Genomic DNA, 13,417 nt, shown 5'->3' on the forward strand with positions numbered 1-13,417 from the left:
TTAAACCGGGATATCCCCTAAAACCGTCGCGCGATGCATCACCCGCCGCGCCGGATAATAATCCGCATTGGCGTAATGCTGCGTCACGCGGTTATCCCAGATCGCCACATCGTTCTCCTGCCAGCGCCAGCGCACCTGAAACTCCGGCTTGGTAATGTGGGCAAACAGGAAGCCCAGCAGCGCATCGCTCTCCTTCTCGCTCAGCCCGACCAGCCGCGTGGTAAATCCTTCATTGACGAACAGCGCCTTGCGACCACTGACCGGATGGGTACGGATCACCGGATGTGTCACCGGCGGATGTTTCGCCACCGCCTGCTGCCAGCGCCGATGCTCCTCCTCGGTTTTGCGATATTTAAACTCCTGGAATGACTTCTTAAAGTCGTGCTCCGCCTGCAAGCCCGTCAACAAGGTCTTAAAGGGTGCAGATAACGCCTCAAACGCCGCAATGCCACTGGCCCATAGCGTATCACCACCGCTTTCCGGCAGCAGCTTCGAGGCCAGAATGGCAATCGCCGGAGGCGTTTCGATAAATGTGACATCGGTGTGCCAGTTGTCATTATCCGGCGGATTGTCCTGATGGGTATCCAGTACGATAATTTCCTCCACGCCAGCGGCATGGGGATAGACCGGGTGGATATGTAAATCGCCGAAACGCACCGCCAGTGCGCGCTGCTGCTCAGGCGTAATCACCTGATTACGCAGGAACAACACCTGATGGCGCAGCAGGCCGTGATAAAGCTGTTCAAATTGCGCATCGCTCAGCGGACGGCTGAGATCCACATCGCTCACCTGCGCGCCGATATTCGGCCCCAGCGCGGTAAAAGTCACACGTTCGTTCATTGCTGCTCTCCATTCCAGGGCGTCAGGCGTCGCTGCAAGGCGCGCAGCCCGAGTTCTAAACTAAAAGCGATCAGCGCGATCACCAGGATACCCGCCAGCACCACATCGGTGGCGAGAAATTCCCCCGCCGATTGCACCATAAAGCCAAGACCACGGGTGGCGGCAATCAACTCTGCGGCCACCAGCGTTGACCAGCCAACCCCAAGGCCAATGCGCAGTCCGGTCAGGATTTCCGGCAATGCACCGGGCAGAATAACCCAGCGCAACAACTGCCAGCGCGTGGCTCCCAGCGCCTGTGCCGCGCGAATGCGCACCTGCTGCGCATTTTTCACCCCAGCCAATGTCGATAAGGTAACGGGAGCGAAAATCGCCAGATAAATCAGTAAGATTTTTGAGGTTTCACCGATGCCGAACCAGATCACCATCAGTGGCAGATAAGCCAGCGGCGGCACCGGACGATAAAGTTCAATCAAAGGATCAAGCAACCCACGTATCGCCGGACTCAACCCCATCGCAATCCCTACCGGAATGCCGATCAGTGCGGCAAAGAACAGCGCCACCAGCATACGTGCCAGGCTGGCACCGAGATGCTGCCACAAGGTCGCATCCATAAAGCCTTGCGGACTGGCAATCAGCAGCAACTTTTTCAGTACTTGCTGCGGCGAAGGCAGAAACAGCGGCGCAATCAGCCCCAATGCCGTGACGCCCCACCACATCAGCAGCAACAGCGCGACACTCAGCAAGCTGAGTGAGAGCTGACGAGAAAGCGGCCAGCGCAGGTCACGGTGGCGGCGTGCCGCGCGTGCTTTATCATCAATTAACGCGCTCATGCGAAAGCCTCCCGTTGGGCAAACACCTGATTCAGTACGTATTCGCGCCGTTCAATAAACGCCGGATCGGATTTGATGCTGCGGCAGGGTTCACCGTCAGCAAAGCGCTGGCCAAAATCGAGTTTCAGCCGCTCAACCACGCGTCCCGGTCCTGGCGACAGCAGCACCAGCTCGCTGGCGAGGAATACCGCCTCTTCAATATCGTGGGTAATCAACAGGATCTGCTTACCGGTATCGCGCCAGAGCGTCAGTAACAGGGTTTGCATCTGCTCACGGGTAAAGGCGTCGAGCGCCCCAAAGGGTTCATCTAACAGCAGCAGCTGAGGGTCAGCAGCCAGCGCACGGGCAATCCCCACGCGCTGACGCTGCCCCCCAGAGAGCTGCCAGATAAAACGCTTTTCCGCACCCTCCAGCCCAACCTTACGAATCAGACGGCGGGCGATAGCATGGCGCTCCGCTTTTGCCATCCCGGCCAGTTGCAAACCAAAGGCCACGTTGTCGATCACATTGCGCCACGGCAGCAGCCCTTCGTTCTGAAATACCACGCCACGCTCGGCTCCCGGCCCGTTAACCGTTTTGCCATCCAGCATGATGCTGCCCGACTCCAGCGGCAGAAAACCTGCGATTAAGTTCAGCAACGTGGTTTTGCCACAGCCTGACGGTCCCAGCACCACCAGCAGTTCACGCTGATCCAGTTGCAGATTGATATCCTGCAACGCAGGTTGTCCGGCGTAACGCGCATTCAAATGGGTGATGCTGAGCATAAGACCTCCGGTTATTTCACTAAAGGGGCAACGAAGCGGGTAGCCACGAAGCTGCTGTAATCACTGGCAGCATCCGGCACTTTGCCTTGCTCTTTCAGGAAGTGCGCAGTGTCGACGATCGCCTTATTCACTGGCTTGCCAAGCTGCTCCAGCTGCTGCTGTGCGGTCAGGTAGGTGTTACCCTCGACCAGCCCCGGGACCTGTGCTTCCGGCACGCCGCTCAAGCGTGACAGCTTGCTGAGGTTATCCGGCTGTTTCAGCCACTGTTGTGGATTGTCGATATAGGCTTTCTGCGCGTCCAGTGCGCTACGGGCAAAGGCGGTAACGATCTCCGGATGCTGCTGAGCAAAGTCTTTACGGACCACCCAGACATCCAACGTTGGCGCGCCCCATTTGCCCACCTGCGAGGAGTCAGTCAGCACCTTGCCGTCTTTCTCCAGTTCGTTGACGGCCGGTGCCCAGACGTAGGCACCATCAATATCGCCACGCTGCCAGGCAGCAATAATCGCTGGCGGTTGCAGATTCACCAGTTGTACGTCTGTCGATTTGATACCCCAATGCTTGAGCGCCGCCAGCAGGCTGTAATGGGTGGTGGAGATAAAGGGAACGGCGATACGTTTGCCGATAAGATCTTTGGGCTTGTTGATGGATTTTTTCACCACCAGTGCTTCGGAGTTGCCGAGCTGCGAAGCCAGCAGGAAGGCCTCGATCGGCAGTTGCTGCGTGGCCGCTACCGCCAGTGGGCTGGAACCGATGTTACCAATCTGGACATCGCCGGAAGCCAGCGCACGCAACACGCTGGCTCCACTATCAAACTTACGCCAATCAACGGTAGCACCACTCTCTTTGGCGAAGGTGTTGTCAGCCTGCGCCACTTTGGCCGGTTCCGCCGAAGTCTGGTACGCCACCGTGACGTTAACCGCCTCGGCCTGGAAGGTCAGCAACGCCAGCGCTGCCGCCAATGTGGTTAAGGTATTTGTAACTGCCATCATCTTACACCCCAATATTTTTATGTTGGGTGCAGTGTCGCCAGCAGCAATGCTTTCATAAAGGAATTAAAAATTATCCCTAATGAAAATCGGTTCTTAGATCATCATCAGGCAAGGCTATGCAGAATACGCAAATACAAAAAAGGCGCGTTGCACGCGCCTCGGGTTAACTCAGTGCCAAATCAACAGTACGCAGGCGGCGGTCAGGATCCCCATCGCCAGGTTAAAGATTTTCCAGGCTCGCGGGCTGCGCAGCAGGCGGCCAATCATCGAGCCGAAACCCATCCAGATCACCCCGGAGACCACATTCACCAACGCCATACCGATACTGATGGCCACCACGGAGTGCAGATAAGCCGCACCTGCCAGACTAAAGCTGGCTACCGCGCCCAGCGCCATGAGCCACGCCTTCGGGTTAATCAGTTGCAGTAAGCCCCCCTGCCAGAACGGTGTGGGCACCGGCGGGGCCGAATCAGTATCCAGTTGTTCATACTCGGCGGTGGCGATTTTCCATGCCAGCCACAGCAGATACAGGCTACCGGCGATTTTCAGCACCAGGTGCAAGGCAGGATAGAGTAGGATAAGACCACCCACGCCAAAGGCCACCATCAGCAGCATGACCTGCATACCGATCATGATGCCAATTAACAACGGGAAGGTGCGCAGAAAGCCAAAGTTGGCAGCGGAGGCGGTAAGTAACATATTATTAGGCCCTGGCGTGATCGCAGCGACCCAGAGAAAGCCCAGCATTGACAAAAACAGACTCAGTTCCATGTTGATTCGGGTGCTCCTCACCCAGGAAAGCCAAAAAACCTATCGAAACTATCAGCGAGATATGCATCAGACAAGCGTTTACCACAGTAATTTTGACTCCCCGCCCGAAGAGGACTTCATTCCTCTCAGCGGTTTTCGCAATCCGCATCTGCAAACTCTGCTGCCGCGTCTGCTCAGGCGGCGCGTTACCCTGCGCCCGCACTGGCAACGCCTCGATTTGCCGGACGGTGATTTTGTCGATCTCGCGTGGAGTGAAGACCCGGTTCAGGCCGCACACAAACCGCGCATGGTGTTGTTCCATGGTTTAGAGGGCAGCTTCCACAGCCCCTATGCGCACGGACTGATGCAGGCATGTCAGGCACGCGGTTGGCTGGCGGTGGTGATGCATTTTCGTGGCTGTAGCGGTGAGCCGAATCGGCTGCACCGTATTTACCACTCGGGCGAAACCGAGGATGCCAGCTACTTCCTGCGCTGGCTCAAGCGCGAATGGGGTGATGTGCCAACCACTGCGGTCGGGGTGTCGCTGGGCGGCAATATGCTGGCGTGTCTGGCCGGGCTGGAGGGGCATGATGCGCCCCTTGATGCAGCGGTCGCGATCTCTGCGCCCCTGCTGCTGGAACCCTGTAGCCAGAAACTGGAGAATGGCTTCTCACGTTTTTATCAGCACTACCTGCTGACGCAGCTGAAAAAGAACGCCAAACGCAAGCTGAAAGCCTGGCCCGGCACGCTGCCGGTGGATTTACGTCAACTGCGCGCCCTGCGCCGTCTGCGTGACTTTGACGACGCCGTCACCTCTCAGGCGCACGGTTTTGTTGATGCCGGCGATTATTATCATCGCGCCAGCGCCATGCCGCTGCTGACCGGCGTGCGCAAACCGCTGCTGATCATCCATGCTAAGGATGATCCCTTTATGACCGACGCGGTGATACCGCAGCCGGAGCAACTATCGCCCTCGATTCAATATCAGCTAACGCAACAAGGCGGCCATGTTGGCTTTGTCGGCGGTACACTGCTACGCCCGCAAATGTGGCTGGAACAACGTGTGCCGCAGTGGTTATCAACTTATCTGGATGTGTGATCGTGATTATTCCGTGGCAACAACTCGACCCCGAAACGCTGGAAAACCTGATTGAAGCCTTTGTGTTACGCGAAGGCACCGACTACGGTGAACAGGAGCGCAGTCTGGCGCAAAAAGTCGCTGATGTACGTCACCAGCTGGAGCGCGGTGACGCGGTGCTGGTATGGTCAGAACTGCACGAAACCGTCAATATCATGGCCCGCGGTGAATTTCGCGGCTAATGCACATCCCGGCTTTTCGTGCTAACAATGCTCATCGCCGGACTTCACAGGGAGCTTTGTTATGTCAGCCAGGCATCCGATCATTGCCGTCACCGGTTCCAGCGGTGCCGGAACCACCACCACCAGCCTTGCCTTTCGCAAAATATTCCAGCAGTTGAATCTGCATGCTGCGGAAGTGGAGGGTGACAGTTTTCACCGCTACACGCGCCCTGAAATGGATATGGCGATCCGTAAAGCGCGCGATCTTGGCCGCCACATCAGCTATTTCGGGCCAGAGGCGAACGATTTTGGCCTGCTGGAGCAGACCTTCAGGCAGTACGGTAAAACCGGTCTCGGCCAGTCGCGCAAATATCTGCACACTTATGACGAAGCCGTGCCATGGAACCAGGTGCCAGGCACCTTCACCCCGTGGCAGCCGCTGCCGGAAAACACTGATGTGTTGTTCTATGAAGGCTTGCATGGCGGCGTGGTGACGCAGCAGCACAACGTGGCCGAACATGTCGATTTACTGGTGGGCGTAGTGCCGATCGTCAACCTTGAGTGGATTCAAAAGCTGATTCGCGATACCAGCGAGCGCGGCCATTCCCGCGAAGCGGTGATGGATTCGGTGGTGCGTTCGATGGAGGACTACATCAACTTCATCACCCCGCAGTTCTCACGTACCCATATCAACTTCCAACGCGTGCCGACCGTTGATACCTCCAATCCGTTTGCCGCGCGTGAAATTCCGTCGCTGGATGAAAGCTTTGTGGTGATCCATTTTCGCGGGCTGGAAGGCATTGCCTTTCCCTATCTGCTGGCGATGATTCAGGGTTCTTTCATTTCACATATGAACACCCTGGTGGTGCCCGGCGGCAAGATGGGGCTGGCGATGGAGCTGATTATGACGCCGCTGGTGCAGCGACTGATTGAAGGCAAACGGATCGAATAATGTAGCGGCGCGATTTATCGCGCAAGATGGTGCGCGCTGCGGGAAAAATCCGCGCGATGAATCGCGCCGCTACGTTCGAGCTAGAGTTCGATAACCTCGTAGCTGTGGGTGATTTCTACTGCTTTACCCAGCATAATCGCCACCGAGCAATATTTTTCTGCCGACAGGTCAACCGCCCGCGCCACCGCTTTATCACCCAGCGCTTTGCCGCTGACAATAAAATGCAGGTTGATAAGTGTGAAAATGCGTGGCGCTTCTTCACGACGTTCGGAGGTGAGTTTTACCTCACAATCCACCACATCGTTGCGCCCTTTTTGCAGGATGGACACTACGTCAATCGCGCTGCAACCGCCTGCCGCCATCAGCACCATCTCCATCGGACTCGGTGCTTTGTCGCCCGAATTGCCATCCATTAATATCTGGTGACCTGATGAGGATTCTCCGAGAAAGGTAAGCCCTTCCACCCATTTAACCCGTGCCTGCATTATTCTTTCTCCTGAATCGGCTGATTTGCCGCCAGAGTACGCTTTCACCTGAGAAACAGCAATCCAGACTAATCGCCCTTTTGCTGAAGCGAGACAACAGAAGACAGCTAGCAAAAGCTGTGCTACAAACAGTGCTGAAAATATTTTCGTCGCAATAGACGAAGGCGGGAAGAATCAGAAGCCTGGCTTAAGAGTCCACCCGAATAATTTTCCTTTACAGGAAGCGCTCTACGATTTCACCGCCTGACAGGGAAAACTGCCCCCTGTGTTTTGGGCACGATTACAACAGAGGATAATAGCGAATGGTTCTCGGCAAACCGCAAACAGACCCTACACTCGAATGGTTCCTGTCCCATTGCCATATTCACAAATATCCATCCAAAAGCACCCTGATTCATCAGGGTGAGAAAGCGGAAACGCTCTACTACATCGTGAAAGGTTCCGTTGCGGTACTGATCAAAGATGAAGAAGGCAAAGAGATGATCCTCTCCTATCTCAACCAGGGGGATTTCATCGGCGAGCTTGGCCTGTTTGAAGAAGGTCAGGAACGTAGTGCCTGGGTACGAGCTAAAACTGCCTGCGAAGTGGCTGAAATTTCCTACAAAAAATTCCGTCAGCTGATTCAGGTAAACCCGGATATTTTAATGCGTCTTTCGGCGCAGATGGCACGTCGCCTGCAGGTGACATCAGAAAAAGTAGGCAACCTTGCCTTCCTTGATGTGACCGGTCGCATTGCGCAGACGCTGCTCAATCTGGCCAAACAGCCTGATGCCATGACCCACCCGGACGGGATGCAGATCAAAATCACCCGTCAGGAAATTGGTCAGATCGTCGGCTGCTCACGTGAGACAGTTGGCCGTATTCTGAAAATGCTGGAAGATCAAAACCTGATCTCCGCACATGGTAAAACCATCGTCGTTTACGGCACCCGCTAATTTCTTCTCACCCACGGCGTGATGGCAGCATCGCGCCGTTTTTGTCTGCGATGAGCTGATGTGGCGTCGAATCATCTATCATCCCGAAGTTAACTACGCCCTGCGGCAAACGCTGGTGCTGTGCCTGCCCGTGGCTCTCGGCTGGCTGTTTGGCGACCTGCAAAAAGGCCTGCTGTTTTCCTTAGTACCCGCCTGTTGCAACATCGCTGGCCTCGATACGCCGCATAAGCGCTTCTTTAAACGCCTGATTATTGGCGGTTCCCTGTTTGCGACCGGCAGCTTTCTGATTCAATGGCTGACGGATTATCACGTCCCTCTGCCGTTGATTCTGTTGGTGCTGCCGTTGTTAGTGGGCGTGACCGGTGAGATCAGCCCGCTGCATGGCCGTTTGTTACCCGCCACACTGATCGCCTCCATCTTTACCCTGAGCCTGGTGGGACGCATGCCTGTCTGGGTGCCACCACTTCTCTATATCGGTGGCACCTTGTGGTACGGGCTGTTTAACTGGTTCTGGTTTTGGCTGTGGAAAGAGCAGCCAATGCGCGAGTCGCTAAGCCTGCTGTACCGTGAGCTGGCGGATTATTGCGATGCCAAGTATACCCTGCTGACGCAGCTGACTGACCCGGAGAAAGCATTGCCGCCGCTGCTGGCACGCCAGCAGAAAGCGGTCGATCTGATCACCACCTGTTATCAGCAGATGCATATGTTGTCGGCCAGCCGTGATAACAGCCATAAACGCCTGACGCGCGCCTTTCAGGTGGCGCTCGATTTGCAAGAACACATCTCCGTCAGCCTGCATCAGCCGGAAGAAGTGCAAAAGCTGGTGGAACAGAGCCATGCCGAGGCGGTGATTCGCTGGAATGCCAAAGTCATCTCGGCTCGTCTGCGCCTGCTGGCTGATGCCATTCTGTATCACCAATTGCCGGAACGGTTTCAAATGGATAAGCAGCTGGGGGCGCTGGAAAAAATTGCCCGCCAGCACCCGGATAATCCGGTGGGTAACTTCTGTCTGTATCACTTCAGCCGCATTGCGCGCGTGTTGCGCACCCAGAAACCGCTGTATACCCGTGATCTGATGGCCGACCGCCAACGGCGTCTGCCATTTTTTCCGGCGTTGCGCAGCTATCTGTCGCTGAAATCACCCGCCTTACGCACCGCTGCACGTTTTGCCGTGATGCTGATGTTTGGTAGCTCGCTGGCGCTGTTCTTCAATATCCCCAAACCTTACTGGATTCTGATGACCACCATGTTCGTCAGCCAGAATGGCTACAGCGCCACGCGGGTGAGGATTCAACACCGTGCGCTCGGCACCTTTGCCGGATTGTTGATTGCTGCCGCCTCGTTGCGGCTTGCCGTGCCGGAAACCATCACCCTGTTGTTTATGCTGGCGATCACCCTCGCCAGCTATCTGGTGACGCGCAAATATTACGGCTGGTCGATGATTGGTTTCACGGTAACTGCGGTGTATTCGCTCCAGTTGTTGTCGCTCAATGGAGCACAATTTCTGCTGCCGCGCATGCTGGATACGCTGATGGGGTGTCTGATTGCCTTTGGCGGCATGATTTGGCTGTGGCCACAGTGGCAAAGCGGGTTGCTGCGTAAGAACGCACACGATGCGCTGGAAGCCGATCAGGAAGCCATGCAGCTATTGCTTGGACCGGAGCAATCACCGGAGAAGCTGGCCTATCAACGTATCAATGTCAACCAAGCGCATAACGCGATGTTTAACTCGCTAAATCAGGCGATGACCGAGCCAGGTTTTAACTCCCAGTATCTGAAGGATATGCGGCTGTGGGTGACGCACAGCCAGTTTATCGTCGAACATATCAACGCCATGACCATCCTGGCGCGCGAGCATACCATGCTGACACCCAAGCTGGCGGAACGTTATCTGCAATCCTGTGAAATCGCGTTACAGCGCTGCCAGCAGCGGTTGGAGCATGACGGCCCCGCTAACGACAGCAATATTCTGGAAGCGCCGGAAAACATCAATGAGGGGGCGGTGACGATTGTCGAGCAGCACGTGAAGCGCATTCTGCAACATCTGAACGTGATGCACACCATCTCTTCTCTGGCATGGAGCCAGCGACCGCATCATGGCCGCTGGCTGACCGGACTACGGGTGAAAAACTGAGTTACGCCGCCAACACCTTCTCGATGGCTACCGCGAACCGCGCCATACCCTCTGCGATATCGGTCGGTTCAATCACCAGTGACGGCACAAAACGGATCACCTCGTTGCCAGCAGTCAGGATCATCAGACCTTCGGCGGCAGCGGCATGCAGAATATCGCGCGCCTTGCTGGCATGCTGCGGCTTCAGCGCTGCACCAATCAACAAACCTTTGCCACGAATATCTGTGAACAGGTCAAATTTGCTGTCCAGCGCTTTCAACGCCTCGACAAACTGCTGACGACGTGACTCAACACCTTCCAGCACTTCAGGGGTGTTGATGATATCGAGGGCAGTTTCGGCAATCGCACAGGCCAGCGGGTTACCGCCGTAGGTGGTGCCATGTACGCCTGGTGCCATCACCGAGGCGATTTCATTGGTGGTCAGCATCGCGCTCACCGGGAAACCGCCGCCCAGCGCCTTCGCCGTGGTGATGATATCCGGGGTGATGCCGTAATGTTCATAGGCAAACAACTTGCCGCTACGGCCCATGCCGCTCTGCACTTCATCCAATACCAACAGCGCGTTGTGCTCATCACACAAAGCGCGCAGACCCTGCATAAACTCCGGCGTAGCAGGCATCACACCGCCTTCGCCCTGAATCGGCTCAACCACGATAGCGCAGGTGTGATCGTCGATCACCGCTTTTACCGCCGCCAGATCGTTAAAGGGAACATGCACGATATCAGCCGGTTTCGGGCCAAAGCCGTCGGAGTATTTCGGCTGACCGCCAACCGACACGGTGAACAAGGTGCGTCCGTGGAAGGCGTTATGGAAGGCGATGATTTTGCTTTTGAACGGGCTGTGTTTTTTGCAGGCGTAGTAACGTGCCAGCTTAAACGCGGCTTCGTTGGCTTCAGCACCAGAGTTGCCAAAGAACACGCGCTCAGCAAAGGTCGCGGCAATCAGTTTGCTCGCCAGGCGTAACGCCGGTTCATTGGTGAACACGTTGCTGGTGTGCCACAGGGTTTCACCCTGGGTTTTCAACGTCTCCACCAGCGCCGGATGACAATGGCCCAGCGCAGTCACCGCGATGCCGCCAGAGAAATCGATATATTCTTTGCCCTGCTGATCCCAGACTCGGCTACCTTTGCCTTTCACCGGCACAAACTGCGCGGGTGCATAAACAGGCAAAATAACGTTATCGAACGTTTCCCGGGTTACCGCTAGCTTTTCTGCTGCCATTGCCTACCTCATCGGATTACTTGTTGAGCTGACGTGAAATTATAATCACAAAATATGCATAAAAAATCACACAAAGGCAAACACAACTTAAGTCTTCAGGAAATTCGCCAGCAGCTGATGCCCCTGCTCGCTGAGGATACTTTCCGGGTGAAATTGCACCCCTTCCAGCGGCAGCGTTTTATGGCGGAATCCCATGATCTCGTCCGGCTCGCCATCACGCAGGCTCCAGGCGGTGATCTCGAACTCATCAGGCAGGGTAGCGCGCGCCACAATCAGCGAATGATAGCGGGTGACGTTGAGCGGATTATTGAGTCCGTGAAATACGCCACGGTCGTTGTGCTGAATTGCCGACGTTTTGCCATGCATCACCTGACGCGCGCGCACCACCTGCGCGCCATACGCCTGGGCAATCGCCTGATGGCCGAGGCACACACCAAGAATCGGTAAACGGCCAGCAAAGTGGCGAATGGCTGCCAGCGAGATGCCAGATTGATCCGGCGTACAGGGACCCGGTGAAATCACCAGATGCGTGAGCGGCAACGCCTCCATTTCGTCGAGGGTGATGGCATCGTTGCGCACCACCTTGACGTCAGCGCCCAATTGGCAAAAGTATTGGTAGAGATTCCAGGTGAAGGAGTCGTAATTATCGATTAGCAGCAGCATAGCGCCCTCAGGCAGGTCAAACCGCCGCTATTCTACGCATTTTACCGGGCGGGGCTTACCACTTTTGCAAACTGCGCACTCAGCAGGGTTAAATCGCCGCTGACCGCCTCGCGGATTGCCTCTCGCCAGCTATCACGATCCAGTTTATCCCACGTCAGCAAATAACCAGCATGCAGCGCCAGTTGCTCGAAGAAGATGCGTTGCGCACGACCATTCCCGGCACGGAACGGATGCAGCACGTAAATCTCGCAATAGTAATGTGCCAGACGCGCAACAAATTCATCCTGCGCCAGATGGGCCAGCCCCTCTTCCTCTGCCAGCGCGCTCATCAGGTTATTCCCCTCTTTCTCAATGTACGCGCAGTGGCAATACGGCGTCTCATCGCTCCAGATATCTACCGTGCGCAGATCACCAGCCCAGCTGTAGAGATCCTGAAACAGGGTGCGATGAATATGACACAACCACGGCATGCCGGTGCGCCGCGGCCCCAGCTCCAGCGTGCCAAGCCGTGCAGCGCTGAATGCCAGCTCGGCTTTACGCAGTTGGACGCTGTCGTGAATATCCAGACGATTTTTCAGCACGCTGTCGTTATGCCACAGGTAGGGATCGCGTACCGCCAAAGTATTATCCGCCATATTGCCTCCTTAGCGAGGTCAGCCGCTCACCGGCTTGTTCAAGCGTGATGGCCGGTTCGCTCAGTGTATAGCCTGCCAGACGGCAGCTGGCCTGGTAGCTGGCAGCACGGCGCTGTTGCCACAGCGTGGCTTTCTGTTTGTCGGTCAGTTTGCTGGTCATAGAGCCTCCGGCAAGCAATTTGCCCTAAGTATAAGCAGCAAATATTCGCTCTGCCGGAGAGAGGGAGGTCGCGCCATCGCGAAATGGCGCGCAGATAAATCAGGGCAAAACTTTAGCGGAGAGGATAACAATCGGTTTTGACGGCACATTCTGGTACGGACCCACATCTTTGGTCGGTACCTGCGCAATCTTATCGGCCACATCCATTCCTTTCACAACTTTACCAAATACCGCATAACCAAAATCACGCTGGCCGTGATCAAGGAAAGCGTTGTCAGTGACGTTGATAAAGAACTGGCTGGTCGCACTGTCTTTCTCGGCGGTTCGCGCCATGGCGATGGTGCCACGCAGGTTACGCAGGCCGTTATCCGCCTCGTTTTTGATCGGTGCGTTGGTTTGCTTCTGCTGCATATCCGTGGTGAAACCACCGCCCTGCACCATGAAGCCAGGGATCACGCGATGGAAAATGGTGTTGTTGTAGAAACCATTATTGACGTAATCGACGAAGTTTTTCACCGAAACCGGGGCTTTCTGGTCATTCAGTTCGAGTTCGATATTGCCCGCAGAAGTGGTGAGCAGAATATGAGTATCGCCTTTCGCCGCCAGAGCAGAAGCGGAAACAGATGAGAGCGCTAACAGGGCAACGGCCGCTGTCAAAGTACGTTTAAACATGAAAGATTCCTTACCATGAAGTGCAAGCTCAAAACGAGATTGATTGTAAAGAGCATGTAATACAAGAGCCAGCGTTTTACCTAT

The 13,417-nt window shown here is 55.7% G+C and carries 16 protein-coding genes; 5 read left to right on the forward strand and 11 right to left on the reverse strand.

What is annotated here, in order from left to right; genetic code table 11:
* The 5 genes from tauD to AC6I8W_RS18980 form a co-directional block, all read right to left on the reverse strand.
* Complete coding sequence (gene tauD, locus AC6I8W_RS18960; RefSeq protein ID WP_497836218.1) at nt 1-840, reverse strand: taurine dioxygenase; 840 nt, start codon at nt 838-840, stop codon at nt 1-3.
* The gene (tauC, locus tag AC6I8W_RS18965) at nt 837-1,670 is read right to left on the reverse strand and encodes a taurine ABC transporter permease TauC (protein WP_497836219.1); all 834 of its coding nucleotides are present in this window, start codon (nt 1,668-1,670) and stop codon (nt 837-839) included. The genes tauD and tauC overlap by 4 nt, the downstream gene beginning before the upstream one ends.
* Nucleotides 1,667-2,434 carry a taurine ABC transporter ATP-binding subunit gene (tauB, locus tag AC6I8W_RS18970; RefSeq protein WP_497836220.1) on the reverse strand — a complete coding sequence of 256 codons (768 nt, stop codon included), beginning with the start codon at nt 2,432-2,434 and terminating at the stop codon, nt 1,667-1,669. Before tauB ends, tauC begins: the two co-directional genes overlap by 4 nt.
* 11 nt (nt 2,435-2,445) lie before the next feature.
* Entirely contained in the window at nt 2,446-3,423 is a 978-nt protein-coding gene (gene tauA, locus AC6I8W_RS18975; RefSeq protein WP_497838232.1) for a taurine ABC transporter substrate-binding protein, read from the reverse strand.
* Between the two features lie 171 nt (nt 3,424-3,594).
* On the reverse strand, nt 3,595-4,197 hold the full coding sequence (locus AC6I8W_RS18980) for a LysE family translocator (protein ID WP_497836221.1): 603 nt from the start codon (nt 4,195-4,197) through the stop codon (nt 3,595-3,597).
* 61 nt (nt 4,198-4,258) lie between these two features.
* Here AC6I8W_RS18980 and AC6I8W_RS18985 point away from each other — a divergent pair, with 61 nt between their 5' ends.
* The 3 genes from AC6I8W_RS18985 (at nt 4,259) to AC6I8W_RS18995 (ending at nt 6,427) form a co-directional block, all read left to right on the forward strand.
* Nucleotides 4,259-5,275 (forward strand): hydrolase, encoded by a 1,017-nt coding sequence (locus tag AC6I8W_RS18985; RefSeq protein WP_497836222.1) that lies wholly within the window; start codon nt 4,259-4,261, stop codon nt 5,273-5,275.
* A 2-nt stretch (nt 5,276-5,277) separates the two neighbouring features.
* Entirely contained in the window at nt 5,278-5,496 is a 219-nt protein-coding gene (locus AC6I8W_RS18990) for a YheU family protein (protein ID WP_497836223.1), read from the forward strand.
* Nucleotides 5,497-5,557: 61 nt separating this feature from the next.
* Nucleotides 5,558-6,427, forward strand: coding sequence for a phosphoribulokinase (locus AC6I8W_RS18995; protein ID WP_497836224.1), 870 nt, complete (start codon nt 5,558-5,560; stop codon nt 6,425-6,427).
* Between the two features lie 80 nt (nt 6,428-6,507).
* On the opposite strand, the gene AC6I8W_RS19000 is transcribed toward AC6I8W_RS18995, so the two are convergent.
* Nucleotides 6,508-6,912, reverse strand: coding sequence for an OsmC family protein (locus AC6I8W_RS19000; RefSeq protein ID WP_497836225.1), 405 nt, complete (start codon nt 6,910-6,912; stop codon nt 6,508-6,510).
* Nucleotides 6,913-7,214: 302 nt separating this feature from the next.
* Between AC6I8W_RS19000 and crp the strand changes: the two genes are divergently transcribed.
* Together crp and AC6I8W_RS19010 are read left to right on the forward strand one after the other, a co-directional pair.
* Entirely contained in the window at nt 7,215-7,847 is a 633-nt protein-coding gene (gene crp / locus AC6I8W_RS19005; protein ID WP_000242755.1) for a cAMP-activated global transcriptional regulator CRP, read from the forward strand.
* Between the two features lie 58 nt (nt 7,848-7,905).
* Nucleotides 7,906-9,981: a YccS/YhfK family putative transporter gene (locus AC6I8W_RS19010; RefSeq protein WP_497836226.1), complete on the forward strand. Its 2,076-nt coding sequence runs from the start codon at nt 7,906-7,908 to the stop codon at nt 9,979-9,981.
* 1 nt (nt 9,982) lies between these two features.
* Here the strand turns inward: AC6I8W_RS19010 and argD are convergent, their stop codons facing one another.
* The 5 genes from argD to ppiA all read right to left on the reverse strand — a co-directional run bounded on the left by argD (nt 9,983) and on the right by ppiA (nt 13,333).
* The gene (gene argD, locus AC6I8W_RS19015) at nt 9,983-11,203 is read right to left on the reverse strand and encodes a bifunctional acetylornithine/succinyldiaminopimelate transaminase (protein ID WP_497836227.1); all 1,221 of its coding nucleotides are present in this window, start codon (nt 11,201-11,203) and stop codon (nt 9,983-9,985) included.
* Between the two features lie 87 nt (nt 11,204-11,290).
* A complete protein-coding gene (locus AC6I8W_RS19020; protein ID WP_497836228.1) occupies nt 11,291-11,866 on the reverse strand; it encodes an aminodeoxychorismate synthase component II in 576 nt (191 codons plus the stop codon).
* A 41-nt stretch (nt 11,867-11,907) separates the two neighbouring features.
* Entirely contained in the window at nt 11,908-12,501 is a 594-nt protein-coding gene (locus tag AC6I8W_RS19025; protein ID WP_497836229.1) for a putative adenosine monophosphate-protein transferase Fic, read from the reverse strand.
* Nucleotides 12,491-12,661 (reverse strand): YhfG family protein, encoded by a 171-nt coding sequence (locus tag AC6I8W_RS19030; RefSeq protein ID WP_497836230.1) that lies wholly within the window; start codon nt 12,659-12,661, stop codon nt 12,491-12,493. Before AC6I8W_RS19030 ends, AC6I8W_RS19025 begins: the two co-directional genes overlap by 11 nt.
* Nucleotides 12,662-12,760: 99 nt before the next feature.
* Nucleotides 12,761-13,333: a peptidylprolyl isomerase A gene (gene ppiA / locus AC6I8W_RS19035; RefSeq protein WP_497836231.1), complete on the reverse strand. Its 573-nt coding sequence runs from the start codon at nt 13,331-13,333 to the stop codon at nt 12,761-12,763.
* Nucleotides 13,334-13,417 lie beyond the last annotated feature (84 nt).

It is taken from the genome of Pantoea sp. X-Soil-TKNS-1211 (assembly GCF_059730495.1).